Raw genomic sequence first — 25,954 nt, forward strand, 5'->3', positions numbered from 1 at the left:
GGCGGCCGGGCAAGTACTTAACGTTCCAGGATGGTCACCTTTCCGGTGCCACCATCCACCTTGATTTTCATGCCGGTCTTGATGATGCTGGTACCGTGGCCGGTGCCCACCACCGCGGGCAAGCCGTATTCGCGGCACACGATGGCCGCGTGGCACATGACGCCGCCCACGTCGGTGACCGCCGCTTGGATCTTTTGGAAAGCCGGAGCCCAAGAGGGCGAGGTGGTGGGGGCCACCAAGATCTCGTCCTCTTTGAGCTGGCCGATCTCGGCCACGGTGCGGCACACCCGGGCGAAGCCTTCCACCACGCCGGGGCTGCCGGCGAATCCCTTGAGCTGGTTCACCGATTCGGGGTCGCCGGCCGCATCCACCTCGGCCCAGGCGTTGAGGGACTCGTTGGTGACGCCCCACAGGACCACGGTGAAGGGCTCCTGGATCACTTCAGGCGCGGTGCCCACGGCCGCGGGAGGAGTCCACTCGCGGAACTTGTCCATGACTCCCTTGCGCCAGGCGATCTCCTTGGGCCATACCTGGGGGCCGCGCGGCTTGACGCCGGTGGCCCAGGCGGTGACCACGTCCCACAGGGCTTCCTTTATTTCGGCCCGCGTGAGGTACCAGACGTCCTCGATTTCTTCGATGAATCCATAGTCCATGAGAATGGCCGCGACTTCGCGCATCTTGTTCCAGAACACGGAATGGAACCAGTGCTCCACGTAGAACAGATGGTTCTCGACGTAGGGGAACACGGTGCGGGCGGTGCCCAGAAGCTGTTCGAAGCCGGCCTTGGTCTCCTCGTCAGCCAACAAAGCGCGGTATTCCTCGGTGATGCGGTCACGCTCCTTGATGACTTGGTCCATGGGCCGTTCGATGGGCTTGCCGGCCCTGACCTTGTCAATGTAGATGCACAGGGAAGCCAGGGGGATGTCCAGGTCGTCGTTCCAGGATTTGTCATGGTGGTACCAGCCGGTGCCGGTGGAGGTCCAGAACCAGGGATAGCGGGCCTTCTCAAAGGCGTTCAGCCATTCCTTGCCGTTGGACGTGGCCTCCAGCTCGTCCTTTATCTCGACGAACTTTCTTCCGGAGTTGACGATGCCGTCCACATTGAGATCAACCGCCGCCCGGGCCAGTTTCTTGAGCTCTTCATCGGGCCGGTACATGATCACGTCGATGCCCGAGACCATCTGAGTAACCCGCTGCAGGGGGATATCCGGGAACACCTTTTGGCAGAAATCCAGGAAGGTCACGTATGCGGCGTAACCCAGGTTCAAGAACTCGAAGTGGTATTGCCAGCAGAGCAGGCCCAGATCGATCAACTTGTCATAGGCATGGAGTAGCTCATAGCCCGTGGACTTGCCCAGGCCCTCCATGACGACCGATATGTCTTCCAGCTCGGGGAGGGGCTTGATCTCGAGGGCTTCCAGGTCAGATATGACCTTCTCGAGCTTTTTGATCCACTGATCTTCCAGCTTGTTCCAATTCTCGTAGTAGTAGCCGGCCCTCTCCATGAAATGGGCCACCCGGGCCTCGACTTCGGCGGGGTCGGTCACCGGCACCGGCGAGATGTAGATGTAGCCGTTGATGATGCGGTGATCCACGCCATAAACGGGGGGCACCGCGAAAATGCGGGTGTTGAACTGAGACAGGGCCAGGTACCAGGCCTCGTCCCAAATTATGTCAAAGGGGTAGATAGGCTCGGGATAATGCAGTCCGTCATAAAACCAGAACATCCCCTTTTCGTACTGTTCGCGCTCCGGGTCGTCGGTCACGAACTGGTACTGATAAGGGAACATCCGTTCCCAACCTTCAGTGCCGGGTATTTTTTCTACCTCGTGAGGATCAGGAAATCTCCGTTTGCTCTCGCCCATAGCCCTATCTCCCTTTGTATAGAGGCCTCTGAAAAAGGGTAACCCTTTTGTTAAGGACCGAGGGAAAACGACTGTGAATCTAAGAGGAGTGAGCCACTGAAGTCAGCCGCCAATGACCAAAATATTCTGCCAGGCTTCTCAGCCCCTACGTGCAAATTTCATAGAGATGATTTTGGGCACAAATAGATAATGGCCTACGCGCTGTCTGAGTTTCAAGCCAAATAAAATTATTCTCCTCATAAGCTATGTTTATATGCTGACAAGCTTTATCCCTATTTATCAACCAGTTGAGATTCTCGAAAATTGTTTCGAATTGACAGCCAATCGGCACTGTTTTAATATCAAGCCATGAACCTCAATCAACTGCTCACCTTCTTTCATGCCGCCGAGGCCATGAATTTCTCCCAGGCGGCGGAGACGCTCAACGTCACCCAGCCGGCGGTGAGTGCCCAGATCAGGAATCTGGAGGAAGATTTAGGTGTCAAGCTTTTTGCCCGTCTGGGCAAGAAGCTGGTCCTCACCGAACCGGGCGACGTCCTGTTGGCCCATGCCCGCAAGATATTCAAGCTGGAGGAAGAAGCGGCCCAGGCCATCAAGCAAATGCGCCTGGTGAAAAAGGGGACCTTGAAGCTGGGCACCGCCCGCACCTATGCGCACACCATAATTCCGCCCCTCCTGGCCCGCTTTCAGAGCAATTACCCCCTGGTCAACATCGTCCTGATCGAGGGCAGCTCCCGGGAGATGGCCCGGCGCTTGTGGTCGCTGGACATCGAGGTGGCGGTCATCGCCGCTCCGGGCCGGGTGCGCAGGGTCGACTTCAAGTTTTTCCGCAGCGAGGAGTTGACCCCCATCGTGGCGCCGGAGCACCCCTTGGCCAACAAAAAGGACGTTCCGGTCAAGGCCCTGACCGCCAATCCCATAATCATGCGGGAGAAGGGCTCCGGCACCCGCAAGGTGGTGGTCGATCTTTTTCGCAAGCACCACATCAAGCCGGCGATCGTCTTCGAGACCAGCAACGCCGAGGTGATCAAGGAACAGGTCGCCCAGGGCCAGGGGATTTCTTTCCTCACCCGTTCCGGCGCGGCGGCGGATATTCGGTCCGGGAAGGTCGCCACCTTTTCCCTGAAAAACGAGCAACCCCAGCTGAACATCTGCACCGCGGTGCTCAAGGGCCACGAGTTGTCTCGGCCGGCCCGGGCATTTTTGGACCTGCTCTACCGCGACCATGCTTGACCTTTAGGGCGGCGCCAGCCCGCCCGCGCTTGCCCGTTTGGGCCCCATCTCGGCGTCATAATGCGCGCTAATAGCACTATAGATTATGTGTCCACAGTTAGTGGTTAGACGGGACACGGCGAAGCCAAGCGTGGCTCTTGTCCGGGGCAGCATAAATTTAATAGCTTAAACAACTAGTTCCGCCTGTCGGTTTTTTCCGGGCTCGCTTCGACATAATGTTGTCATATAAAAATTACTTATACCTTGCATAATATTATATGAGTTGACTTTAAAGCGCCGCATTATCCATATTAAATTCAATAATTTGGATATACCCATCATCGTCAGCCTTATCAGGGCCACGAAACGCCTTTAGGCGCAAAGGGAGGAGCCGGTTTTATGAAGGACATGAGGGACTTTATCGCCACCTGTGAAGAGTCGGGCATCCTGCATCGAATCAAGGCCGAGGTCGACTGGGACCTCGAATTATCGCACATCGCCAAACTGAACGAGGAGAAGAGCGGCCCGGCGCTGTTGTTTGAAAACGTCAAGGGCTATGACACCCCGGTGATCACCAGCGTGTGCACCACCGCGGAAAGGCTCGCGGTGATCATGGGCATGCCCAAGGAATCCACCCTGGTCCAGATCATGGAAAGGTGGGTCGAGGTAGGTGACAACCTGCTGCCTCCCGTGGAGGTGGACAAGTCCGCGGCCCCCTGCAAGCAGAACATTCTCACCGGCGACGACGTGGACCTTTACAAGTTCCCGGTGCCCAAGTGGTATCCCCTGGACGGCGGCCGCTTCTTCGGCACCGCGCACTTCATCATCTCCAAGGATCCCGATACGGGTTGGGTGAACCTGGGCACCTACCGCTCCCAGCTCCTGGGCAAGGACAAGCTGGGCACCCAGTTCATCAAGGGCAAGCACGCCGACATCATGCTCAAGAAATACCAGGCCTTGGGCAAGCCCATGCCGGTGGCCTCCATCGTGGGCTGCGATCCCTTGCTGTTCATCTTGGGGGCGGCCCGGCTCTCGGCCTTCACCAGCGAGTACGACGTGGCCGGCGCCATCCGGGGCCAGGCGGTGGAAGTGGTGGCCGGTGAAACGGTGGACCTGCCCATACCCGCGCACGCCGAGATCGTGGTGGAGGGCGAGGTCGACGCCGAGAAGTTCATGGAGGAAGGGCCCTTTGGCGAGTACACCGGGTATTACTCCGGGGTGGGCACCGACCCGCGCAACTTCATAGACGTCAAGTGCATCACCCACCGCGACAACCCCATCCTGTGGGGCACCACCGTGGGCCGGGCGGTTACCGACACCCACATGACCATGGCCCTGTCCTATGGGGCCACCTTGTGGCAGCAGCTCAAGGCCATGAAGATCCCCGGCATCCAGTCGGTCTATTGCCCGCCGGAAGGCTCGGGCCGCTTCCTGGCCATCATCTCCATGAAGCAGATGTACCCCGGTCACGCCGACCAGGTGCTCACCGCGGCCATCTCCACGGAAATGGGCGCCTACGGCCTCAAGACGGTCATCGTGGTGGACGAGGACATCGATCCCTGGGACATCCCCCGGGTCATGTACGCCCTGTCCTTCAGGTTCCAGCCCAACCGCAGCCAGGTTATCAAGCGCGGCCGCTCCACCCCGCTGGACCCCTCGCTGCCCATCGACGCCCGGGACATCACCGGCCGTCTGCTGCTGGACGCCACCATACCCTACGATTGGAAGGAAAAGCCCATTCCCATCGCCCTGGACCCCGACGTGGTCAAGAAGGTCGAGTCGCGCTGGTCGGAGCTGGGCTTCGAGTAGACACCCCGGCAATTTAAAGGCCCAAAACGCGGCGGACCCCACCTCAGGGTGGGGTCCGCCGTTCAGTCAGGGCTTGGGTAAAAAAATCCCCGGGGGCGAGGAAGTTAGAGCATCTCGATCATGGCTTGGGCGGCCTGGTCCGCGAAGGCGGGATCGTTGATATGCTGTCCCACCTCCTTCACCTCGATGCTGGGGCTCAAGCCATCGCGCAGATGGTCGATAAATAGCCGGTTCAAGGCGGGTTCGTCCAAGGGGGCGCCGGGGCCGTCGGCCGCGGACCAGCCTCCCAAAGGGACCAAAACCTTTACCGCCGAGGTGGCGCGGTTGAGCTTGTCTCGCAACTGGCCGGCCAAAAATAACGTCTCTTCCCGGCTCAGGCGCACCGCCGAGCGGAAATCGTAATAGAAAATCTTGCGGTCCGCATATTGGGGGGGAACCGTATCGCGGGTGAACTCCAACACCGCGCAGTCCATGCCGCCGGGCACCACCAGACGGGGGATGTCTACCTCGGGCAGGGGTTCCAGGCGGCCCGGTCCGATGAGCTTGCAGTAGCCGTCCTTGAGGGTGTCGGCCAACTCGTGGGGGGCCAGGTCCAGGATGGCGTCGAAGCGCCCCTCGGCGGCCAACTCCTCCAGGGCCAATCCGCCGATGCCGTTGGCGTGGAAGGCGATGACCTCGTAACCGCCGGCCTCCAACCGCTCCTTGACCGCCTCGGCCGCCGGAGTGATGAAACCGAACATGCTCAGTCCGATGCGCCGCCTGTCCGTGGCGCCCTGCCAGCCCGGGGCCACCATGCCGCAGACGGCTCCGGCGGCCCGGTCCAGGATCAGGCCGGTAAGGGAATTGACCCCCAGCAGGTCACCCACGCTGTGAATCACGGTGATGTCCTTGGTGCCCACAACCTGGGACATGTCATGGGCCGCCACCGTGGACACCATCACCTTGGGCACCCCCAGGGGAAGCACTTTCATGACGCTGGTGGCCAGATGGGTGCCGCTGCCCCCTCCGGCGGAAACCACACCGGATATTTGGCCCTGGGCGTATAGCCGGGTCAGGACGCGACGGGCCTTTTCAATGGTGGCGCTGATGGCCTGGTCCCTGTCCGCCACCTGGGAGGGGCGCAGGTCCAAGTCGGGAGAAAAGCTCGGGGCCCCTTTGGTGCCTACGTTGATGGTCAGCACCCGGTGGCCCCGTTTCATGATGCCTTCTTTTAAAAAAAGGTGTTCCTCGCCCTTGGAGTCGAAGGTGCCCATTACCGCAATGGCCGAGTGTATAGCCATCAACCCTCTTCAGTTTTTAATTGATAGAGTCTCCACCGATTTACTAAACATGGAGTCGATTATAGCGCGTTGCGGGAATATAGTGAACCACTCTGTGATCGCCGCGGGCTCAATTGCTTGGAGTACTGCGAACCGTGGGTCTGGAAGCGGCGTCCTGTCAGCCGGCACGTTTCCAAAGCGTTTGAGACAGTCAGTGGTTTTGCCAAGATTCTCTCCTAGCCCCTAAGCCCCTCGCGGATAATGTGAATCTTCTGCGGGGCCGAGCAGTTCCCGCGGATCTCCTGTCTGAGTTCCCGGAACTTCACTTACAATGCTTCGCTCTGACTCAAGGCGAACTCCTTTGGGTGGTGAGTCTACACCAAGTGCATTCTTTATTAAAAACAACAAATCTGTTCCAGAGACTCTGGCTCCAAACACTTATGCCAACAAAAAATACCCCCTTGTGCGCCAAATCTGCTGATGCTATACAGTATATGATTTTCATGGCCTTCTTGGGCTACTTTTGCTGGCTATATGCAGGTGCTTGTCATCTTAAGTGGTGTCCCGCTAGCTAGTGATCATACCAGATTAACTCCGCTTAAAAATTTATTAGGAAATAATCAATGGTAAAAATGTCACAAGCGATCAAGAATAAGTTGGCATCTATCCCTGCAACCACAATACTTATTATTACTATTTTTTTTGTACTGGCGTTAGGATTTCATAACCAATTTATTCAAGATGATGCTTTTATTTCGTTCAGATACGCTGAAAATTTTGCACACGGGCATGGGCTAATCTGGAATGTCGGAGACACCGAACCGGTCGAAGGCTATACCAATTTTCTTTGGACATTGCTGATAGTCCCGGCGATATATTTAGATATCGATCCAGTGTTGTGGAGCAAGATATTAGGTTTTATTTTTGGTTTGGGCACGCTGTTTTTTACCTATCACGTGTCACTCAAAATAACTAACTCGCGACTTGCTGCATTTTTATCATTATTGCTTCTTGGGACTAACTACTCTTTCAGTAGTTATATTACAGGCGGCCTTGAGACACAACTGCAAGCTTTTCTTGTCATTTTATCTGTGTATGTTTCTCTATTATTATTTAATCACAACTTCAACATAAAGCAAGTGTGGATGTTATATCCAGTGCTGTCCATTTTGTTCTCCCTTCTTGTCATGACACGACTTGACTCAGTTTTGATCTGCAGTGTTTTGTTCTTATCTATAAGCTATTCTGTTATTACCAGCAAAGATAATTTTCGTATAAATTTACGTAACTTTGCACTACTAGTCATACCTAGTCTGTTGATTAGCGGCACTTGGTTACTCTTCACATATTTATATTATGCGATATTCTGCCTAATACCTACTATGTAAAAGCTGCTAGCGGATCCTCCCTAGAACGAGGTCTCATATATGCATCTCTTTTCCTGGTAAGTTATGGGCTGTTTCCTTTTATTATATTGGGGGCGCTTTATTTTAGGAAAGTAATGAAAAACTGTAAGTTTTCTATGGTTTTGGCATTAACAATATTGATTTGGACCATGTATATAATTAAAGTGTCTGGTGATTTCATGGAGTTTCGTTTCTTTGTACCAATTATGCCCCTTATCTACATATTGATTTCTATAACGATAGTACTAATGCCAGGCTGGGTGGAAAGGATTGTAGCCGTAATTTTCTTGCTAATTTTATCCTTACATCACGCAGTAACTTTTAGCGGCGCTAATGGAATTGAGTCGATTTCTTAATTAAACAGGCATGTAGAAATGAGAGGTGAGGACTGGCGAACGGTTGGGCGCGTGCTTGGTGATATGTTTTCCGGGGCAAGGCCTCCCGTAGTTATTAGCACCACGGCTGCGGGCGCGATTCCTTACTACTCAAAGCTGCTTACTATTGATATGTTAGGCCTCAACGACAAATGGATCGCAAGGAACGGAATTATAAGAAGCACTCGCCCTGGGCACACCCGTTATGCCACTATTCAATATTTGATTGACTCAAAAGTAAATCTAGTGATAGCACATCCTATAGTAAAAGAAATATCGTCTCCAGCAACAACCGATCCTAATGCAATTATGTGTAAGCTAGACGTTTCGACACTCCCTAATACATCAAAGATAGTCGAAATACCCTTAAACTCTAACTACAGATTAGATGTCTTATACATTTTAAGACATGGTGCTGTCGATAGCGCCATAAAGCGCCTCGGATTAGTTACGCATGATATAGATGTTGTGAAGAAATAGAGTTTAACTAAGTTGTAAGGACTCTGGCTTCACCTCACATTTATCATGCAGATTGTAGCTTTTTCCCTTCTTCTTGATGGTCCTCTGCGCTGAACCCAGCCCACGAACATCCTCGCTTGAAAACATCTGCCTTTTCATATCCGTCTAGTGAAGTTGGGAATATCATAATATGATAGCCAGGGATACTGTAACCCTCCCTTAAAATAGGGCCAGTTTGAGGTAGAGACTTCTGGCAGACTGAGGTCTGCAAGGAGGACTCTTCACGATGCGCAGGACCAGATTCAGCGAAACTCAGATCGTCAAAATTCTGAAAGAGGTGGAAGGAGGCAGGACCGCCAAGGAGGTCTGCCGGGAATACGGTGTCAGCAGCGCCACCTACTACAAATGGAAGTCCAAATACGGGGGCATGGAGGCCTCGGACATCATTCGGCTCAAGGAGCTTGAAGAGGAAAACCGGCGTCTGAAGCAAATGTACGCCGACCTGAGTCTCGAGAATCGGGCTCTGAAGGACGTCATCGAAAGAAAAATATAAGGCCAGCGGGTCGGCGCGATCTGGCTAAGTTCATGTGCAAAGAGCACGGTCTGAGCATTCGCCGGGCCTGCCGCGCCCTGAGGCTGAGCCGGTCGGTTTATGCCTACCGACCCAAGCCCCGCGACGATGGTCCGATCATCGAGGCGCTGACTTCGCTGGCAGACAAATATCCCAGATACGGCTTTGCCAAACTGTTTCAAGTAATTCGGCGGGATGGACATGGCTGGAATCACAAGCGGGTGTACCGAGTGTACTGCGCCCTGAAGCTAAACCTTCGCAGGAAGGGTAAGAAGCGCCTGCCTACTCGTGATCCCCAGCCGCTTGCAGTGCCGGATCTGGCCAATATCTGCTGGTCGGTGGACTTCATGAGCGATGCCCTGTATGGCGGCCAGCGATTCAGGACCTTTAATGTGGTGGATGATTTCAATCGAGAGGCCCTGGCCATAGAGGTGGACGTCAATCTCCCCGCCCAAAGGATAATCCGAGTGCTGGAGCGTATCGCTGCCTGGCGGGGCTACCCGTCCAGGCTGAGGCTGGACAACGGCCCGGAGCTGGTCAGTGTAGCTATGGCCCAATGGGCCGAGGAGCATAGTATCGATTTGGGTTTCACTCAGCCCGGCAAGCCCACCCAGAATTCATACATTGAACGCTTCAACCGGACCTATCGGGAAGAGGTGCTGGACCTTTACATATTTTCCCGTCTAAGCGAGGTGCGGGAAATCACGGATCGCTGGCTCAAGGAGTACAACGAGGAACGCCCTCATGAGTCCCTCGGCAACCTGACACCAGCCGAATACCTCGCTATAAATTCACCCGAAGTTTCTACTGTTGACTGGCACTAATCGGGGGAGGTTTACACTGGTTCAGCCGTTTAGCTAGGCCGAAACGGGGGCTATCCATTTCCCAGCCTAACTATTACCCACCACAAACCATCCGCACTCAAATCGCCCATTCCGTAATTGGTGTCCTTTCTCTGGAGGGCTCACTACAAACTATAAATAGCTGCTCATTTGGCAGCGCATTTCAAACATTTAAGTGATTGAAAAAAGGAGCTAATTATGGAAAAAAATTCAAAATGTGATGCGTGCATCTTTAACAAGCAAGCGGTTCAACTCTCGGATGAGCATCGGGCTGCCATCCGTGAACACATGCGAGAGATCGACAAACACCTGGAGGCAGTAAATGCCCTGATCCAACCAAAACCTAAAAACAGGCGGAGAATGTCCATCACCGACCTGGAGAAGAACTGGGGGTAACGCCCTGGTGGTCGGGAGAGAGACATGTCAGTACATAGGAGGAAGGATGGCATATGGTTTGCCAAATGGCGTGAGAAGGGTAAGGAGCGAAGACGATATTTTGGCAAAGAGGGCGAAGAGGAAGCCAGGCGATGGGATGCTCAGAAGGCCCAAGCTGAAGCAAATAGGGCTAATGGCGATATCACATTGGTGGAGCTTGCTTCTCATTACTTCGACGCTAAAGTCGACGACCTACACCCTCTGACCCGAAAAGCGATCATCGCCTATCTGCGCGATGCTGCTGCTACGTTCGCAGAAAAGCCCTGTGAGCTCATCACCAAACAGGATCTCCAGACCCTGAGGAAAAACCTCAGCCATCTAAAACCAGCAACGAGGAACAAGGCCCAGACGTACCTATCGGCAATTATGAATTGGGGGGTCGAGCAGGAGTTGATCATCCGCAACCCCTGGGCTGGGGCGAGAAAGCTCAAAGAACAGGCCTACAGAGTGACCTCCAACCTGGAAGACTTCAAAGCAATTCGTAAAGAGGCTGCTCCCCATCTTGCATGGGCGATCGATGTTAGTTTAAATTTGGCCCTACGTCCCGGCTCGGTTGAACTGCTCTCCCTGAAATGGGATTGCTTCAATTGGAAACACGGATATGTGCAGATCAGGCAGGGAAAGGGAGGAGGGGTCAAGAGAGCCCAGATGAACCCTTCCTTTCTGGCAAGAGCAAAAAAGCGTTACCACGACGACAAGTCGAAGGGAATCCCGTGGGTGGTGCACTATAAGGGCCATAAGATAAAGAGTCTTAGAACGGCTTGGAGGGCAGCTAAGCGTAGGGCGGGGTACCAGGATCATCCAATAAGGCTTTACGACATTAGGCACATAGCTGTGTCTGAGATGTTAGCCGGAGGTGGAGACCCAGCTGCTGTTCAGCACCAGGCTGGCCATAAGGATCTCAGTACCACTCTGAACATATATGGCCATGTGCTTGAGGGAGCCCAGAAGAGGGCGGTAAAACTACTCCCAGATTTGGGAAATGACGAAAGTGGTGACAAAAGGTGACAGAAAAGGGGTTAGCCGATAGTGGCTAACCCCTTGATTTTCTTGGTGGGCGATGCGAGATTCGAACTCACGGCCTTTGGCTCCGGAGGCCAACGCTCTATCCATCTGAGCTAATCGCCCTGTGGTGTAGAGGGCATATCTACCACAACATCGGTGGCTTGTCCACCAACTAGGTCCTTTACCGCCAGGCCGGTCCTGGGGTTATAATGCTTCTATCTGGCAAAACAATATGGCTGACAAGGAGTGTAGAAGATGCAGGATTGCAAAGTGGAGATCAAGAGGGTAGCCGCGGCCATCGACTTTAGCGATTATTCCGAGATCACCTTCAGTTACGCCCTGGCAGAGGCCCGGGCTCACGGGGCGGAGCTGGTGGTGGTGAACGTGATTAACGTAAGGGGCCTGGACGTATTGGACCGGCTGAGCGCCGAGGGTTACGACCTGGGCGGCAAGCAAGGGTACCTGGAGCGGGTGGAGGCCGAGCGCCGCGAGGCCTTTGAAAAGGATTATCTGCCCTCGGCCCAGGGCGTGGCCACCAAGGTGATCATCATCGACGGCCACCCCCATGAGGAGCTAATCAAGTTCCTGCGCGACGAAAACATTTCCCTGATGGTCATGGGCACCAAGGGCCGCAGCAACCTGGCCGGAGCCCTGTTCGGCTCCACGGCGGAAAAGGTCTTCCGCCGCGCCCCCTGCCCGGTGCTGTCGGTGCGCGGGCCGGAGCACTGCCGCCTGCCCTAGCTGTCTAGGGCAGGTCGGTGTCCTCGTCCACCAGACAGGCGCCGTCCGGACAAAACAGCTCCAACCACAAGCCCTCTTGGCCCGCCCGGCGCGAGGTTCTCAGAACCGGCGCCGAAGGCGGGCTTTTTTCCGCCTCGCTCAGGCAGGACTGATCGGGGCAGAAGACCTTGAGCCACAGGCCCTCTTGGTCCGCCACCCCTGGAGCTTCCACCATCTCCGGTGGCAGAGCCTGTATCTCGGCCTCGTTCAAACAGCGCGCCTCGGGGCAGAAAACGTTGAGCCAGGCGCCTTTTACTTGGGGGCGTTTATCCTCGGCCATATAAGCAACTCCCTGGTTTGGTCTTCCCCTGATCGGTTCAAGTTTCTCCCCTTATTATGCCTAGCTATGGGCTGGGTTTTGCAAGGGCTGGCCAAAAGAAAGCCCCTCCCCGATAGGGGAGGGGCCTTGTGCTTTCAGGGTGGCGAGAGGGTGGCTAAACCGCCTCTTCCTCCGCCTTCACGCCCAGGGCCACCTTGTAGAGGATGGTGAGCACCAGCATGCCGGCGGCGTAAACGCCGATGGTGATCATCAGCTCCAAGCCGGTGGGCGAGTACTCGGTGATCTCATGCAGCGGGTTGGGCACGAAGCCGCCGGAGATCATGGCCATGCCCTTGTCGATCCAGGTGCAGATAAACACCAGCACGCAGGCGATGGGCAGGATGGTCGGGTTCTGGCGGGTGCGCGGGTTTACCAGCAGCACGATCGCGGTCAGGCCGCAGGCCAGGGCCGTCCACACCCAGGGCACCAGCATGCTGTGCCCGTGCAACCCGAAGTACAGGTATTGCAGGTGAGAGGTGTGGCTGGGAATGGCGCTGTAAGCCACCGTGAACACCTCCAGCAGGAAGAAGAAGATGTGCAGGATGATGGCGTAGCACACGATCTTGGCCAGCGTCTCGAAGGCCTCGCGGCCCGCGTCGAAGCGGGTGAGCTTTTTGACCAGGTAGCCCAGCAGGATCAGCACCGCGGGGCCGGCGGCGAAGGCCGAGGCCAAGAAGCGGGGGGCCATGATGGCGGTGAGCCAGAAGCCGCGGCCGGGCAGACCGGCATACAAGAAGGCGGTCACGGTGTGGATGGACACCGCCCAGGGGATGGACAGGTAGATGACGAACTTGATCCAGCCCGGCGGAGGCACGTTCTTGCGCTCCGACTCCAGGGTTACCCAACCGGCCACCAGGTTGATGATCAGGTAGCCGTTCAAGACGATCATGTCCCAGAACAGGATGGAGTTGGGCGTGGGGTGGATCATCACGTTCAGGATACGGCTGGGTTTACCAAGGTCCACCGTGATGAACAGGATGCACATGATCACCGAGGCGATGGCCAAGAACTCGCCCAGGATGGTGATGCGCCCGAAGGTCTTGTAATGGTGCAGGTAGTAAGGCAGCACCAACATCACCGCCGAGGCGGCCACGCCGACCAGGAAGGTGAACTGTGCGATGTAAAAGCCCCAGGAAACGTCCCGGCTCATGCCGGTGATCATAAGGCCTTTGTTGTACTGCACCAGATAGGCCCCAAAGCCGGCCCCGACTACGACGAGAAGGGCGATGAGCCAGGTCCAGTACAGCTTGCTTCCGCTTAAAGCCTTTTCAAGCATGACGACCTCTACACCAGGTAATAGACCTGGGGATCAGTGCCCAGGTTGGGTTTACGGCGGATGCTGTAGCGCTTGCGCAGCAGTTGACGCAGCTCGCTGCCGGCATCGTCCACGTCACCAAAGACCATGGCCCCGCCGCTGGCCTCGGAGCAGTAAGGCAGCTTGCCCACCGCCAGGCGCTCGGTACAGAAGGTGCACTTTTCCACCACACCCTTGGTGCGGGTGGGGTAGAGCGGGTACTCCTTCTTGATGAAGGGCCGCGGGTCGCGGAAGTTGAAGCTCCGTGAGCCGTAGGGGCAACCGGCCATGCAGAAACGGCAGCCGATGCAGCGGTGCATGTCCATCATTACGACCCCGTCCTCGCGCTGGAAGGTGGCCTTGGTGGGGCACACCCGCACGCAGGGAGGGTTGTTGCAGTGGTTGCACATGGTGATGAACTGTGCGTTCTTTATATCCGGGTCGGCCCAGCGGTTCTCGGTCTCGGGAAAGACGTTGGGATAAGGGGCCGTCCAGATCCACTTGATCTCTTGCTTGCCCGGAATCTTGGGAACGTTGTGGTAGTAGTTGCAAGCCTCGATGGCCGCCTGCGCCTTGGCGGGAGTCAGTTTGCGCATGTCGATCAACATGCCCCAGCGGCGCCCCTTGAGACGCTCGGGGTTGGGCGTGACGTCCGAATTGCCCTGCTCCGAGGGGAACACCATTTGATAGGGGGTGGGCATGCGCTCGGCAGCGTCCAGGGAGCCGGGCTTGAGCAGCTGGAAACCGGCAGTGCCCCCCAGACCCAGGGCGGCCGAGACCCCGGCGAGTTTTAAGAACTTTCTCCTATCCACACCCATCACTTCTTCTCCTTGGGCTCGGGCACCAAGTGGCAGTCCCAGCAGAATGGGGCCACGGCCAGATAGTTGTGGCACTGGTCGCAGAACTTGGCCTTGTCGGAGTGGCACTCCAGGCAGGTGTTGGTCAAGCTCATGTTGTAGGTCTTGCCGTTGGCCGAGTGGTAGAGCCGGTCACCCCTGCGCACCACGTCGTCGCGCCAGACGTTGAGCATGACCATGTGGCTGGTGCGCATGTAGTTGGTGTCCGCCACGCATTGGGTGGCCACGTTCTTGGGCGGAAGCTGCGGTTTGGGGACCGGGGCCGCCGCGCCCAGGTTGCTCCACAAGGGGTAGGTGAAGATGGCCACGAAGATGACCAGGCCGGTAATGATTTTGCCGCTGTCGTACATTACTCCTCACCCTCCTCTCCGGCTTCGGCGGGGGCTTCTTCCTCCGCGGGGGGCTTGTACGAAGGGTTCTCTTCGCCGCGCAAGTTGTACTCGCGCTCGCCCTGGCCTTCCATGACCAGAGCGTTGGCCACCAGCTCGCTGAGCCCGCAGACGCCGACCCCCGGCACCCAGTAGTCCATGAGGGCCGGGAAGACCGCGCGGTCGATGGCGCACACGCACGAGAGCATGTTCACCCCGTGGTCCTCGTGCACCCGCTTGACCGCGTTGGCCCGGGGCAGGCCGCCCCGGAAGCGCATCTCCAGGTACTCGCCGGCGTTGAGGCCAGATCCCGATCCGCAGCAGAAGGTGTTTTCCCGGGTCACCTGGGGCGCCATGTCCACGAAGTTGTTGCACACGTTGTTGAGGACGTAGCGCGGCTCCTCCAACATGCCCATGCCCCGGCTGGTGTTGCAGGAGTCGTGGAAGGTGGGGATGATGTGGTCGTTCTGGCTGGGGTCCAGCTTGAGCTTGTTGTTCTTGATCAGGTCGGCGGTGAACTCGGTGATGTGCACCATCTTGGTGGACGCCGCGTTCTCGAAGCGGGTGCCGGTCAGAGGGCTCACCGGCATCTCCAGCCAATCGGCCGGCCCGTTGAGGGTGTCCATGTATTGGTGCACCACCCGCCACATGTGGCCGCACTCGCCGCCCAGGATCCACTTGACCCCCAGGCGCTTGGACTCGGCGTACATCTTGGCGTTGAGGCGCTTCATCATCTCGTGGGAGGTGAAGAAGCCGAAGTTGCCGCCCTCGGAGGCGTAGGTGGACCAGGTGTAGTCCAGGCCGATGTGCTCGAAGAGCATCAGGTAGCCCATGAGGGTGAAGATGCCCGGCTCGGCGAAGACGTCGCCCGAGGGGGTGACGAAGAGGATCTCGGCCCCCTTGCGGTTGAAGGAGGGCTCGATCCTGACCCCCACGTACTCCTCGATGTCGTCGAGCAGGTACTCGATGTTCTCCTTGAAGGTGTGGGGCTTGAGTCCCAGGTGGTTACCGGTCATGAAGCAGTTGGCCACCGGGGAGGCGATCCAGTCGATGTTGCAGCCCAGCAGGTTGATGATCTCGCGGGCGATGATGGTGATCTCGGCGGTGTCGATGCCGTAGGGGCAGAACACGCTGCAGCGGCGGCACTCGGTGCATTGGAAGAAGTAGTAGAACCACTCCTTGATGACGTCTTCGGTGAGCTTGCGCCCGCCGGCCAGCTTGCCCAGGATCTTGCCCGCGGTCTTCATCTCGCCGCGGTAGATGCTGCGGATCAGCTCGGCCCTGAGCACCGGCATGTTCTTGGGATCGCCGCTGCCGATGAAGAAGTGGCACTTGTCGGCGCAGGCCCCGCAACGCACGCAGATGTCCATGAACAGCTTGAAGCTGCGGAAACGCTGCAGGCGCTCGGCCATGCCCTCGCGTACGATGCCCTTCCAGTCGGCCGGGAGCTTCCAGTCGTCGTCGGTGGGCGACCAGTCCCGGGGGTTGGGCAGGCCCACGGTCTCCAGGGCCGAGGCCTTGGCGGCATAAAGGAAGTTGCCCGGTTTGAATTCGGGCTTGGTGTCCATCCATCCCTTTGCGGGAGGATGGTGATCTATCTGACCGACTACTGTGGGACTTGGAGTTTTGGCAGCCATGATTACTCTTCCCTCTTCTCCTCAGTCTCCTGAGTCTCCGGCGCGGCCGGCGCCTGTGCGGCGTCCTTTTCGGCCTGGGCCTCTTCCAAGGACTTCTCCACCGGCAGGCCCGCCTCGACCATCTCTTCCCGGAAGTCGTCTTCGTACTCATGATAGTCGTGAGTCTTGACGGGGTAGCTCCAGGGGTTGACGTGGCGCACCGCGCGGCTGTTGTTAACCAAGTTGCGGGTGGGGCTGAGGAACACGCCTCCCAGGTGCATGAGCTTGCTGAAGGGGAAGTAGGCGAACAGTACGCACACCAGGAACAGGTGGATGTAGAACCACACGCTGATTCCCTCGGGCACCACCGGATGCAGGGTGGCCAGGCCCATGGCCAACTCCTTGACGTTGATCACGTCCAGGCGGACCACGTAGCGCGACACGATGCCGGTAAGACAGATGCCGGTGATCAGGAACAGCGGGAACCAGTCGGCGGCCAAGGAGATGTAGCGAACCGAGGGCACCACGATGCGCCGCAGCAGGAGCAGGCTGACGCCGCCCAAGAGCACCAGGCCGCTCAACTGGATGGTGGGCAACCCGATGGCGTAAGAGGCCAGGTTGAACTCCAGGAAGCCGTCCAGATGCTCCAGGGTCTGCTGCCACATGGCTATGGGCTCGGTGAAGAACCGCAGGTGCCGGAGGATCACCACCAGGAAGGCCCAGTGGAACATCATCGCGAACAGCCACAGGAATTTTTCCGAGCTGTAGCGAATCTTGGGCCCCTCGCGGTAGTCCAACTTCATGTTGCGGAAAAGACTGCGGAAGGTGAGCACCTCGAAGACCATCCTGAGCACGACGGCGCCGGTGCTACAGGGGTTGTCGATCTTGTTGGGCTTGATCCACGGCAGGGATTTTTCCTGTCCGCAGGTGGTGGGGATGCGGAAGGGCACCGGTGAGCGGGCCCAGTCCACCACCCGGTAGACCAGCCCCGCAAAGAAGGTAAGCACCGCCGCGTAGGGGATGATCACCCCGAAGAGAACCTTGAGCCCAAGGCCCCCCACGCCCACCAGCGCTATCCCTACGAGCACCAGCACGGCGACTAGGCTGAATAGGAAACCAATCATTCTACTGCTACCTCGTTTCGGTTAGCCTTGGTTTAGATGGCGTCACAAATTCTCCGGCTCGGGGCCGGCTTTTTCCACTAACAAGTTGGCCCGCTTGAGCAACAGGAAGGCGTTCTGCTGCACTTCCTTGGCCCTGAGGTCGAATACCTGCTCTCGGCAGGCCACATATATATCAAAGGCCACCAGGGACATGAAGTCCAGGGTCGCCTCCAAATCCACCAATTCCTGGTCCAGATCCTCGGTGTCGATCTCCGGGCCCACTACCTCTCGTATGATATATTTCAGTGAAAACACGAAAGATATGGCCTTGGACGCAGTGAACTCCTGAATGGCTCGGATGCGGATGATGCGGTCCAGGAAGGGGGTGGCCTTTTCCCGGTCCACGCCCTCGATCAGCAGGTCGAACAGGTGCTGGGTTTCGGCCACGATGGTGTGCCCTATCGGGTTGTGAAACTGATCCTTCTTGTTTTTTAGGAACTTGGCTGTTTCAGGGGGGTAGGTTTCCACAATGGCGTCGACCCAGCGCGACACCAGGGTGGATTTGTGTTTGGCCAATAATGTCTTGAGCTTCATTTCACTTATGCCAATCGGCCGCCGCCCATTCCGCTGCCGGCGGTGGCGTGTGTCGTTGTTTTGACCGCCTGGCCCGCCCGCCTGGGAAAAATGTGCAATTCTCAGTGCATTAGAGGGTTTAGCGCCTGAATATCAGTGGCAATATTTAACACAGCCCCCGGTGGGTCGTCAAGCTTTTAACCATGAAGAGTAAAGGCTTTATTGGCCGGAGGGCGGGGGTCCCGGGGGATTGGACCGGGTAACGACCGGCCTTTATGAGCTATTCAGATTACCAGGATATCCTCCCGCCCGGCCGGGCAAGTGAAATTTGGGGCGAGCCCTGGCGGATCGGGCGGGCCCGACCGGTCGAGGTGGTGCGCCCCAGACGCCGGGTAGTGTCTCCGGCGGCCGGGGCGCGTGGATCGTTTGGTTATTTCTTGGCCCGCACGGCGGCCAACTCGGCCTGGTCGCGGCAGATTTCCACTCCCTGGATGGCGATGAAGTTCTGGGGGATGGAGAAGCCGTACTTTTGGTTCTGGGCGGTCTCGCCCCACAGGCAGTCCTCCACCACCTGGTGGTCCTCGCCCCGCATGATCTTGTAGCCTTCGGGGGTGTCCCAGGCCAGGGGCTCGCGTTCCACCGCGGCCACGATCTTGTCCGCGTCCAGAGAACCGGCCCGCTCCACCGCCGCCTTGAGGAAATAGACCCCCGCGTAGGTTTCACCGGCCATGTAGTCGGGGTACTGTTTAAACTTTTTCTGATAAGCCGCCACGAAACGCCGGTTCAGGTCCGATTGGGGCGAGGTGAAGAAATAGCGCGAGGAAACATAGACGCCGTCGGGCATGTCCTTGCCCATGGGCACCAGGACCTCCAAGGCTCCAGCGCAGGGGAAGGCGAACTTGACCGTCTTGAAGATGCCGGTGGGCAGCGCCTGCTTGATAAAGGTGACCGCGTCGCCGCCCCACAGGGGAGACCACACCGCGTCGGGCTTGATCTCCTGGATCTTCTTTATCTCGGCGCTGTAGTCCTTGGCCAAAAATTTGGGAAACAGCTCGCCCACGAACTCCACGTCCGGCCGCAGTTGCTTGAGTTTCTCCTTGAACATCTTCCAGGAAGAGTGGCCGTAATTGTAATTGGGGCCGATGACCATGTAGCGCTTGTAGGGCTTGGAGGCCATGAGATAGGCCCCGGAGCGGGCGTGCATCATGGCGTTGCTCAAGGTGCTGAAGATGTAGGGGTGCAGCTTGGCCCCGGTGAGGGCGTCGGTGGCCGCCTGGGTGGTCACTAGTATTTTTTTGTGCTCCTTGGCGTACTCCGACAGGGCCATGGCCAGGCCGCTGGAGGTAGGCCCCATGAGAAAGTCCACCTTGTCCTGATTGACGAACTTGTCGGCCAGGGACATGACCACGTCTTTTTTCAGCTTGGTGTCCTCGCACAGAGCCACCACCTGGCGCCCCAGGATGCCCCCCGCGGCGTTGATCTCCTCCACGGCCAACTGGATGGCCTGGCAGCCGTGCACCCCATAGCCGCCCACCTTGCCGCTGGAGATGAACATCGCGCCGATTTTGATGGGGGCTCCCGCCGCCCAGGCCGCGCTGGCCAGCCACATTAAAGCCAAACCCGCGCACACCGTTCCCCGGATCAATGCTTTCCCCTTCATGCTACCTCCCTTGCTTGTCGTGGCCTTTCAGGCCATTACCAGACCTGGACGCGCCGGAATCCGCCCGCCAACGGCAGACCCCCAACCCTTGCGGCCAACCCGCCTCAACCATGCGACCACCTTTGGCCCCAACGGCACTCAATCGGCAGCCGTACTTTATAGTTCTTGGGATATAAGCAAGTTACGTGCCGACAGCCCCTCGGAATTCCGAGTGGGCCAACTTGCCATAATTACATAGTATTTGGGGGGATTTCTTGGGCAGGGGTGGTCGACTCCCCTGGTAAATATCACCGGCGGTGGAAAGGTTTTTGCCAGACGCCCTAACAACTTGCCTGGCCGTTACGGCCGCGGCCTTCATAAAATCCCGGCAGAGGGTAAAATAGGCTAAACCCCTTGGTTCGATCCATCGCCCACCGGGAGCAAACCCATGATTCGCTACAAAGGCGTCAACCACCTGGCCTTGGCCACCAAGGACATGCCCGCCACCATCCGCTTTTGGCGCGACCTGTTGGGCCTGCGCCTGGTGGGGGGGCTGGGCAAGCCAGGATACCGCCACTATTTTTTCGAGTTGGGCCCCCATGACTACATCGCCTTCTTCGAATGGCCGGGGGTGGAGCCCATCGAGGAAAAGGACCACGGGGTGCCGGCCAAGGGCCCCTATGTTTTCGACCACGTGTCCCTGGGGGTGGAGAAGCAGGGCCACCTGTGGGAGATCAAGGACCGCCTGGAGGCGGCCGATTTCTGGGCCAGTGAGGTCATCGACCACGGCTTCATCCACTCTTTATATGCTTTTGACCCCAACGGCGTGGCCATAGAATTCTCCTGGGACGTGCCGGGCAACGACCTGCGGGTGCGGCCGGTGATGGCCGACCGCCTTCCCTGCCCCGAGGCCCTGGAAGGGCCCGAGCCCCGGCCGGGCATGTGGCCTCCGGTGAGCTCCCCCAGCACGGCAGAGGACAAGGTGGTCTACCCCGGCGAGGGTGGGGCCATCCGCGACGACGGGCGCAACGCCTGGGTGGGCGGCGGGGCCGAGGGTGAATCAGAGTCATGAGTTGCCAAGGCGGGCGCGGCCAAACTATACTGCTGCCACCGCACGGCAAATCTACAACCTAGCCAGCGAGGCCCCATGAGCCCCAGCCAGCTTCCCACTCGAAGCGAGTATCTCAAAACCTGGCGCGGCGGCGGCGGCAAGGTCTGCGCCGTGTTTCCCGCCCAATACCCCAAGGAACTGCTCTGGGCCCACGAGGTGCTGCCCATGGAGGTGTGGGACCCACCCCAGGAGCCGGCCAGGGCGACGGGCCACTTGCAGCCCTACATCTGCTCGGTGGTGCGCCAGGGCCTGGAGCTCTTGTTGGCCGGGGGCATGGACGAGGTGGGGGCCATCCTGTTCCCCCACACCTGCGACTCCCTGCAAAACCTGGCCTCCCTGGTGGCCGATTATCTGGAGCCCCCCGCGCCCAGCCTGTTTTTCTACAACCCCAAGGCCCCCTTCGCGGCGGCGGCCCAAAGCTTTTACGTGGCGCGGCTCCAGGCCCTAGACGAAGAGCTGTCCCTGATCTTCGGGCCCGCGCCGGAGGGGGCCCTGGAAGAGGCCCTGGAGTGGAGCCGCCGCTTGGCCGGGCTCTACGCCCGGGCCTACGCCCGCCGGGCGGCCGGGGAGCTCAAGGCCGGGGCGGCGGAGTTTTACGCCGTGCTGCGCGGCGGGGAATATTTGCATCCCCGGGACTACGTTCCTTTGCTGGAGGCCTGGCTGGAGCGGGCTTCGGCCACGGAGCAAGGCCGGGGGGCGGCGTTGCTGATGAGCGGGGTGCTGCCCGGTCCGCCGGACCTCTTGGAGACCCTGGACGATTTGGGGCTCCGGGTGATGCACGACGATCTCATCTCCATGAGCCGCCGCCTGCTCTATCCCCCGCCGGAAGCGGGCGATCCCTACGAGGCCCTGGCCCGGAGCTTTTTGGCCATGCCGCCTTGCAGCACCCGGGGATCGTCGCTGGCCGAGCGCCTGGCCTGGCTCAAGAAGCTGGCCCGGGAAAGCGGGGCCCAGGGGGTGGTGTTCAGCGTGGTCAAGTTCTGCGAGCCGGAGCTGTTCGATTTGCCCGAGCTGCGCCGGGGCCTCAAACAGGCCGGGCTGCCCAGCCTGGTCCTGGAGGTGGACGTGAACCAGGAGGTGGGCGGCCAGGCGGCCACCCGCCTGGAGGCCTTTGGGGAGATGTTGTCATGAGCCTTAGCGCCAAGGCCCGGATGCAGTTCATGAAGGACCTGGGGTTTCCGGCCATGCTGGCCCTGGCCAAGAAAACCAGGGGCAAGCGCCGCCCCCGCCAGGCCAACCCCGACTTCGGGCCGCCGCTCAAGTGCGCCGGGCGGCTCAAGGAGATCATGACCCGGCACTACTATTTGTCGCGTTTCGCGCCGGGGGCCCGGCCGGTGGCCTGGGTCACCAGCGGCGCGCCGGTGGAGCTGCTGCGGGCCTTTGATTTCTACACCATGTATCCCGAAAACCACGGGGCCTTGTGCGGGGCCCAGAAGATGGGGCCGGAGCTGTGCGAGGCGGCCGAGCAGGAAGGCTACTCCCCGGACCTGTGCTCTTATGCGCGGGTGGACCTGGGCCACTTCTTCAGCGGCAAGACCCCGGCGGGCAAGCTGCCCAAGCCGGACCTGTTGTTCTGCTCCAACAACATCTGCCAGACCGTGGTGTACTGGTACAAGGTGCTGGCCCACCGTCTGAACATCCCCCTGGTGCTTTTTGACACCCCCTTCAACTACGGCGAGATAAACGACACCGACATCGCCTACATGAAGGAGCAGCTCCTGGAGATGATCCCGGTGTTGGAAAAGGTCTCGGGCAAGGCCTTTGACCTGGAGCGCCTGCTCAAGCTGGCCGAGCTGAGCAAGAGCGCCAGCCAACTCTGGGGGCAGTGCCTGGAGACCATGCGGGCCCGCCCCGCGCCCATGACCATCTTCGACGCCTTCATCCACCTGGCCCCGGTGGTGAGCCTTCGCGGCCTGCCCGTGGCCCGAGACTACTACGAGATCCTGTTGGCCGAGCTGACCCAGCGGGTGGCCCAGGGAATCGGGGCCATAACCAACGAGAAGAAGCGCCTGATGTGGGACAACATCGCAGTGTGGTACAAGGTGCGCGACTTCTCCGAGCTGTTCGCCGCCCGAGGCATGAACTTCGTGGCCGCCACCTACACCAACGCCTGGGCCGAGACGATCCAGCACCTGGACATGAGCCACCCCTGGGAGTCCCTGGCCAAGACCTACTCCCTGGTTATACTTAACAACAACCTGGAGCACCGCCTGAAGCTCATGGAGAAGATGGTGGGCGAGTACGCGGTGGACGGCCTGGTGGTGCACTCGGCCCGTTCCTGCAAGCCCTACTCCCTGGGCCAGTACGACCTCAAGCGCCTGCTCAGCCAACGGCTGGGCATACCCGCGGTGGTCATCGAGGCGGACATAACCGATTACCGCTTTTTCAGCGAGGAACAGGCCCTGACTCGCCTGGAGGCCTTTTTCGAGGCCCTGGAAGCGGCCTGAGCCTAAAAGGAGAAATTCATGGCCATCATTAAACTCGTGCCGCCGGAGCAGGCCCAGGGCCAGGTCAAAGAGGCTTACGACATGTTCGCGCCCATGGGCATGATTCCGGCGCCCATGCAGATGTACTCCTCCTCTCCGGCGTGGATGGGGGTGCGCACCCAGCTTATGGGATATTACATGCAGCACCCCAGCCTGAGCGCGGGCCTGCTGGCCCTGATTCGCATGCTGGTGGCCGAGGAGCTCAAGTACTACTACTGCATCTCCCTGAACACCGGGCTGCTCAAGACCCTGGGCATCGCGGACGAGGACGCGGCGGCCAAGGTTTTGGCCGATCCGGCCAACCCACCCCTGGAGGCCAAGGACAAGGCCATGCTCCTGTTCGTGCTCAAGGCGGTGAAGACGCCTGACGAGGTGTGCTCCGAGGACACCCAGAAGCTCAGGGACCTGGGCTGGAGCGACGGGGACATCATCGACGCCACGGCCCATGGGGCGAGCATGGTGACCGACGGCATCTTGTTCAAGGCCTTTAAGATGGACGAGGGTCAGTCCTGTTGATTTGCGGCTTCGCCAGCCACCGGCATACGGCGTTGCTGGCATCGCTCGGACCTCGACGTAGCTGGGGCTACGCCTCCGGTCCTCGCTCGCCAGGCGCCTTGTCTGCCGGCGGCTGGCTGTACCGCCTGGCTGTGCCGGGGGCGTTGATGAGAGAAAGTAGCCGGGGCTGGGCGGGGCTTAGACGCAAGCGTTAGTGTAGATAGGTATCTGGCTTCCTGAACCTAGTATTTAGAGAAAGCGCAACATGAGCTATTTCGCGGGCATAGACGTGGGTTCCTTGAGCAGCGACGCGGCGGTCATCGACCAGGATGGCGACCTTAAAGGTTGGAGCGTGACCGAGACCGGGGCCCACAGCACCAACGCGTCCGAGGCCGCCCTGGACGCGGCCCTGGCCATGGCCGGGCTGGGCCGGGACGACCTCAGCTTCGTGGTGGCCACCGGCTACGGCCGGGCCGCCGTGCCCCTGGCGGGCAAGAAGGTCACCGAGATCTCCTGCCACGCCCTGGGGGCCCATTCCCTGTTCCCGGACGTGGGCACGGTCATCGACATCGGCGGCCAGGATTCCAAGGTGATTCGTTTGGGCCCGGGCGGCAAGGTGACCGACTTCGTGATGAACGACAAGTGCGCGGCGGGTACCGGCCGCTTCTTGGAGGTTATGGCCGCCAAGCTGGGGGTGGGCCTGGATGACCTGGGGAGGCTGTCCCTGGCCGCCGACGGCGAGGTGGGCATCTCCAGCGTGTGCACCGTGTTCGCCGAGAGCGAGGTGGTGTCCCTGGTGGCCCGCAACCAGCCCATAGCCCAGATCATCAAGGGCCTGCACCGCTCGGTGGTCAACCGGGTGGCGGCCATGACCGGCAACATCGGGGTGCAGCCGCGGGTGATCATGAGCGGCGGGGTGGCCAAGAACGCCGGGGTGGTGGCCCTCATGGCCGAGCGCCTGGGCGTGGAGATCGCGGTGCCCGAGGAGCCCCAGATCGTGGGGGCCCTAGGCGCGGCGCTTATGGCGAAGAGGGAGGCGCAATGAATCTAGTTCCCCTGGGCAGCACCGGACTCATGGTCTCTGAAGTGGGCTTCGGGGGCATCCCCATCACCCGCGTGACCGTGGACGAGGGCGTGGCCCTGGCCCGCGCCGCCTATGAGCGGGGCTGGCGCTTTTTCGACACCGCGCGCATGTACGGCGACAGCGAAGTCAAGCTGGGCCAAGCCCTGGAGGGGGTGCGCGACCAGGTGGTGCTGGCCTCCAAGACCATGAAGCGCAGCGCCCAGGAGATGCGCGGGGAGATCGCGGCCAGCCTAAAGGCCCTGCGCACCACCTGGATCGACCTGTACCAGATCCACAACCTGGCCAAGCCCCAGGACCTGGAGGCGGTGCTGGCTCCTGGCGGGGCCTTGGAGGCGCTGCAAGAGGCCCAGGCCCAGGGCAGGGTGCGGCACATCGGCTTTTCCTCCCACCACCCGGACACGGCCATCGCGGCCATCGAGACCGGACGCTTCGCCACGGCGCAGTTCGCCTGCAACTTCGTGGAGGACCAGGCGGCGGCGCGGGTCTTTGGCGCGGCCAAGAAACGGGGCATGGGCTGCATCGCCATGAAGCCCCTGGGCGGCGGCCTGCTGGAGCGGGCCGACCTGTGCTTCGCCTGGCTGCAGACCCAGGAGGGAGTGCTGCCCATACCGGGCATGCAGAGCCTGGCCGAGCTGGATCAGATCGCCGGGCTCTACGAGAACCGCCGGGAGTTGGGTCCGGCCGACCTGGCCGAAATGGAGCGCATCCGCGCGGAGCTGGGCAGCCGCTTTTGCCACCGCTGCGGCTACTGCCTGCCTTGCCCCAACGGCGTCGACATTCCCAAGGTCATGCTGTTCACCAGCCAGAAGCGGCGCTTCCCCCCGGCCCAGCTCATAGAAAAGACCCGCGAGGCCATCGCTCAGGCGGAGGCGGAGTGCCTCGAGTGCGGCGAATGCACCGCGCGCTGCCCCTACGAGCTGCCCATCCCCGAGATGCTCGCCGAGATCACCGCCGACTTCCGCGACTTTTTGGCCCAGCACGGGCAGGCCTGA

General features: G+C 59.4%; 23 protein-coding genes and 1 tRNA gene. 13 read left to right on the plus strand and 11 right to left on the minus strand.

What is annotated here, in order from left to right:
• Window positions 1–17 precede the first annotated feature (17 nt).
• Window positions 18–1,865: a PEP-utilizing enzyme gene (locus tag AACH32_RS04395; RefSeq protein WP_338605565.1), complete on the minus strand. Its 1,848-nt coding sequence runs from the start codon at window positions 1,863–1,865 to the stop codon at window positions 18–20.
• 348 nt (window positions 1,866–2,213) lie between these two features.
• Here AACH32_RS04395 and AACH32_RS04400 point away from each other — a divergent pair, with 348 nt between their 5' ends.
• Together AACH32_RS04400 and ppcB are read left to right on the plus strand one after the other, a co-directional pair.
• Complete coding sequence (locus AACH32_RS04400) at window positions 2,214–3,098, plus strand: LysR family transcriptional regulator (RefSeq protein ID WP_338605566.1); 885 nt, start codon at window positions 2,214–2,216, stop codon at window positions 3,096–3,098.
• Between the two features lie 378 nt (window positions 3,099–3,476).
• Entirely contained in the window at window positions 3,477–4,886 is a 1,410-nt protein-coding gene (gene ppcB, locus AACH32_RS04405; RefSeq protein WP_338605567.1) for a phenylphosphate carboxylase subunit beta, read from the plus strand.
• A gap of 104 nt (window positions 4,887–4,990) precedes the next feature.
• On the opposite strand, the gene AACH32_RS04410 is transcribed toward ppcB, so the two are convergent.
• Window positions 4,991–6,166 (minus strand): Tm-1-like ATP-binding domain-containing protein, encoded by a 1,176-nt coding sequence (locus tag AACH32_RS04410; RefSeq protein WP_338605568.1) that lies wholly within the window; start codon window positions 6,164–6,166, stop codon window positions 4,991–4,993.
• A 602-nt stretch (window positions 6,167–6,768) separates the two neighbouring features.
• Between AACH32_RS04410 and AACH32_RS04415 the strand changes: the two genes are divergently transcribed.
• The 4 genes from AACH32_RS04415 (at window position 6,769) to AACH32_RS04430 (ending at window position 11,240) form a co-directional block, all read left to right on the plus strand.
• Complete coding sequence (locus AACH32_RS04415) at window positions 6,769–7,533, plus strand: hypothetical protein (RefSeq protein WP_338605569.1); 765 nt, start codon at window positions 6,769–6,771, stop codon at window positions 7,531–7,533.
• A gap of 1,137 nt (window positions 7,534–8,670) precedes the next feature.
• Window positions 8,671–9,779 (plus strand): IS3 family transposase gene (locus AACH32_RS04420; protein WP_338605570.1). Its coding sequence is split into 2 segments (ribosomal slippage): window positions 8,671–8,923 and window positions 8,923–9,779, totalling 1,110 coding nucleotides; the frame shifts between segments, so codons are not numbered across the junction.
• 216 nt (window positions 9,780–9,995) lie between these two features.
• Window positions 9,996–10,193 carry a hypothetical protein gene (locus AACH32_RS04425; RefSeq protein WP_338605571.1) on the plus strand — a complete coding sequence of 66 codons (198 nt, stop codon included), beginning with the start codon at window positions 9,996–9,998 and terminating at the stop codon, window positions 10,191–10,193.
• Between the two features lie 24 nt (window positions 10,194–10,217).
• Window positions 10,218–11,240 carry a tyrosine-type recombinase/integrase gene (locus AACH32_RS04430; RefSeq protein WP_338605572.1) on the plus strand — a complete coding sequence of 341 codons (1,023 nt, stop codon included), beginning with the start codon at window positions 10,218–10,220 and terminating at the stop codon, window positions 11,238–11,240.
• A 43-nt stretch (window positions 11,241–11,283) separates the two neighbouring features.
• On the opposite strand, the gene AACH32_RS04435 is transcribed toward AACH32_RS04430, so the two are convergent.
• A tRNA-Arg gene (locus tag AACH32_RS04435) sits at window positions 11,284–11,360 on the minus strand.
• Window positions 11,361–11,492: 132 nt separating this feature from the next.
• On the opposite strand from AACH32_RS04435, the gene AACH32_RS04440 reads away from it, so the two are divergent.
• Window positions 11,493–11,978 carry a universal stress protein gene (locus tag AACH32_RS04440; RefSeq protein ID WP_338605573.1) on the plus strand — a complete coding sequence of 162 codons (486 nt, stop codon included), beginning with the start codon at window positions 11,493–11,495 and terminating at the stop codon, window positions 11,976–11,978.
• Between the two features lie 4 nt (window positions 11,979–11,982).
• On the opposite strand, the gene AACH32_RS04445 is transcribed toward AACH32_RS04440, so the two are convergent.
• The 8 genes from AACH32_RS04445 to AACH32_RS04480 all read right to left on the minus strand — a co-directional run bounded on the left by AACH32_RS04445 (window position 11,983) and on the right by AACH32_RS04480 (window position 19,807).
• Window positions 11,983–12,297: a hypothetical protein gene (locus AACH32_RS04445; protein WP_338605574.1), complete on the minus strand. Its 315-nt coding sequence runs from the start codon at window positions 12,295–12,297 to the stop codon at window positions 11,983–11,985.
• A 154-nt stretch (window positions 12,298–12,451) separates the two neighbouring features.
• On the minus strand, window positions 12,452–13,612 hold the full coding sequence (dsrP, locus tag AACH32_RS04450; RefSeq protein WP_338605575.1) for a sulfate reduction electron transfer complex DsrMKJOP subunit DsrP: 1,161 nt from the start codon (window positions 13,610–13,612) through the stop codon (window positions 12,452–12,454).
• A gap of 8 nt (window positions 13,613–13,620) precedes the next feature.
• Window positions 13,621–14,448, minus strand: a complete 828-nt coding sequence (dsrO, locus tag AACH32_RS04455; RefSeq protein ID WP_338605576.1) for a sulfate reduction electron transfer complex DsrMKJOP subunit DsrO — start codon at window positions 14,446–14,448, stop codon at window positions 13,621–13,623.
• Window positions 14,448–14,837: a sulfate reduction electron transfer complex DsrMKJOP subunit DsrJ gene (dsrJ, locus tag AACH32_RS04460; RefSeq protein WP_338605577.1), complete on the minus strand. Its 390-nt coding sequence runs from the start codon at window positions 14,835–14,837 to the stop codon at window positions 14,448–14,450. Before dsrJ ends, dsrO begins: the two co-directional genes overlap by 1 nt.
• On the minus strand, window positions 14,837–16,492 hold the full coding sequence (dsrK, locus tag AACH32_RS04465) for a sulfate reduction electron transfer complex DsrMKJOP subunit DsrK (RefSeq protein ID WP_350341537.1): 1,656 nt from the start codon (window positions 16,490–16,492) through the stop codon (window positions 14,837–14,839). Before dsrK ends, dsrJ begins: the two co-directional genes overlap by 1 nt.
• Before the next feature lie 2 nt (window positions 16,493–16,494).
• Window positions 16,495–17,592, minus strand: a complete 1,098-nt coding sequence (gene dsrM, locus AACH32_RS04470) for a sulfate reduction electron transfer complex DsrMKJOP subunit DsrM (protein ID WP_350341560.1) — start codon at window positions 17,590–17,592, stop codon at window positions 16,495–16,497.
• A 45-nt stretch (window positions 17,593–17,637) separates the two neighbouring features.
• On the minus strand, window positions 17,638–18,150 hold the full coding sequence (locus AACH32_RS04475) for an RsbRD N-terminal domain-containing protein (RefSeq protein WP_338605580.1): 513 nt from the start codon (window positions 18,148–18,150) through the stop codon (window positions 17,638–17,640).
• A gap of 427 nt (window positions 18,151–18,577) precedes the next feature.
• Entirely contained in the window at window positions 18,578–19,807 is a 1,230-nt protein-coding gene (locus AACH32_RS04480; protein ID WP_338605581.1) for an ABC transporter substrate-binding protein, read from the minus strand.
• 427 nt (window positions 19,808–20,234) lie between these two features.
• On the opposite strand from AACH32_RS04480, the gene AACH32_RS04485 reads away from it, so the two are divergent.
• The 6 genes from AACH32_RS04485 to AACH32_RS04510 all read left to right on the plus strand — a co-directional run bounded on the left by AACH32_RS04485 (window position 20,235) and on the right by AACH32_RS04510 (window position 25,954).
• A complete protein-coding gene (locus tag AACH32_RS04485; protein ID WP_338605582.1) occupies window positions 20,235–20,858 on the plus strand; it encodes a VOC family protein in 624 nt (207 codons plus the stop codon).
• 75 nt (window positions 20,859–20,933) lie between these two features.
• The gene (locus AACH32_RS04490; RefSeq protein ID WP_338605583.1) at window positions 20,934–22,028 is read left to right on the plus strand and encodes a 2-hydroxyacyl-CoA dehydratase subunit D; all 1,095 of its coding nucleotides are present in this window, start codon (window positions 20,934–20,936) and stop codon (window positions 22,026–22,028) included.
• Window positions 22,025–23,344, plus strand: coding sequence for a 2-hydroxyacyl-CoA dehydratase subunit D (locus AACH32_RS04495; protein WP_338605584.1), 1,320 nt, complete (start codon window positions 22,025–22,027; stop codon window positions 23,342–23,344). The genes AACH32_RS04490 and AACH32_RS04495 overlap by 4 nt, the downstream gene beginning before the upstream one ends.
• A gap of 18 nt (window positions 23,345–23,362) precedes the next feature.
• Window positions 23,363–23,899 carry a carboxymuconolactone decarboxylase family protein gene (locus AACH32_RS04500; RefSeq protein WP_338605585.1) on the plus strand — a complete coding sequence of 179 codons (537 nt, stop codon included), beginning with the start codon at window positions 23,363–23,365 and terminating at the stop codon, window positions 23,897–23,899.
• 244 nt (window positions 23,900–24,143) lie between these two features.
• A complete protein-coding gene (locus AACH32_RS04505; protein WP_338605586.1) occupies window positions 24,144–24,923 on the plus strand; it encodes an acyl-CoA dehydratase activase in 780 nt (259 codons plus the stop codon).
• Window positions 24,920–25,954 (plus strand): aldo/keto reductase, encoded by a 1,035-nt coding sequence (locus AACH32_RS04510; RefSeq protein WP_338605587.1) that lies wholly within the window; start codon window positions 24,920–24,922, stop codon window positions 25,952–25,954. Before AACH32_RS04505 ends, AACH32_RS04510 begins: the two co-directional genes overlap by 4 nt.

Origin of the sequence: Desulfoferula mesophila (genome assembly GCF_037076455.1) — a bacterium.
GTDB lineage: Bacteria > Desulfobacterota > Desulfarculia > Desulfarculales > Desulfarculaceae > Desulfoferula > Desulfoferula mesophila.

Excerpts from the sequence above, each read along its gene's own strand:
- AACH32_RS04395 (WP_338605565.1), bottom strand. The coding sequence starts at position 1,865 with ATGGGCGAGAGCAAACGGAGATTTCCTGATCCTCACGAGGTAGAAAAA.
- AACH32_RS04400 (WP_338605566.1), top strand. The coding sequence starts at position 2,214 with ATGAACCTCAATCAACTGCTCACCTTCTTTCATGCCGCCGAGGCCATG.
- ppcB (WP_338605567.1), top strand. The coding sequence starts at position 3,477 with ATGAAGGACATGAGGGACTTTATCGCCACCTGTGAAGAGTCGGGCATC.
- AACH32_RS04410 (WP_338605568.1), bottom strand. The coding sequence starts at position 6,166 with ATGGCTATACACTCGGCCATTGCGGTAATGGGCACCTTCGACTCCAAG.
- AACH32_RS04415 (WP_338605569.1), top strand. The coding sequence starts at position 6,769 with ATGGTAAAAATGTCACAAGCGATCAAGAATAAGTTGGCATCTATCCCT.
- AACH32_RS04425 (WP_338605571.1), top strand. The coding sequence starts at position 9,996 with ATGGAAAAAAATTCAAAATGTGATGCGTGCATCTTTAACAAGCAAGCG.
- AACH32_RS04430 (WP_338605572.1), top strand. The coding sequence starts at position 10,218 with ATGTCAGTACATAGGAGGAAGGATGGCATATGGTTTGCCAAATGGCGT.
- AACH32_RS04440 (WP_338605573.1), top strand. The coding sequence starts at position 11,493 with ATGCAGGATTGCAAAGTGGAGATCAAGAGGGTAGCCGCGGCCATCGAC.
- AACH32_RS04445 (WP_338605574.1), bottom strand. The coding sequence starts at position 12,297 with ATGGCCGAGGATAAACGCCCCCAAGTAAAAGGCGCCTGGCTCAACGTT.
- dsrP (WP_338605575.1), bottom strand. The coding sequence starts at position 13,612 with ATGCTTGAAAAGGCTTTAAGCGGAAGCAAGCTGTACTGGACCTGGCTC.
- dsrO (WP_338605576.1), bottom strand. The coding sequence starts at position 14,448 with ATGGGTGTGGATAGGAGAAAGTTCTTAAAACTCGCCGGGGTCTCGGCC.
- dsrJ (WP_338605577.1), bottom strand. The coding sequence starts at position 14,837 with ATGTACGACAGCGGCAAAATCATTACCGGCCTGGTCATCTTCGTGGCC.
- dsrK (WP_350341537.1), bottom strand. The coding sequence starts at position 16,492 with ATGGCTGCCAAAACTCCAAGTCCCACAGTAGTCGGTCAGATAGATCAC.
- AACH32_RS04480 (WP_338605581.1), bottom strand. The coding sequence starts at position 19,807 with ATGAAGGGGAAAGCATTGATCCGGGGAACGGTGTGCGCGGGTTTGGCT.
- AACH32_RS04485 (WP_338605582.1), top strand. The coding sequence starts at position 20,235 with ATGATTCGCTACAAAGGCGTCAACCACCTGGCCTTGGCCACCAAGGAC.
- AACH32_RS04490 (WP_338605583.1), top strand. The coding sequence starts at position 20,934 with ATGAGCCCCAGCCAGCTTCCCACTCGAAGCGAGTATCTCAAAACCTGG.
- AACH32_RS04495 (WP_338605584.1), top strand. The coding sequence starts at position 22,025 with ATGAGCCTTAGCGCCAAGGCCCGGATGCAGTTCATGAAGGACCTGGGG.
- AACH32_RS04500 (WP_338605585.1), top strand. The coding sequence starts at position 23,363 with ATGGCCATCATTAAACTCGTGCCGCCGGAGCAGGCCCAGGGCCAGGTC.
- AACH32_RS04505 (WP_338605586.1), top strand. The coding sequence starts at position 24,144 with ATGAGCTATTTCGCGGGCATAGACGTGGGTTCCTTGAGCAGCGACGCG.
- AACH32_RS04510 (WP_338605587.1), top strand. The coding sequence starts at position 24,920 with ATGAATCTAGTTCCCCTGGGCAGCACCGGACTCATGGTCTCTGAAGTG.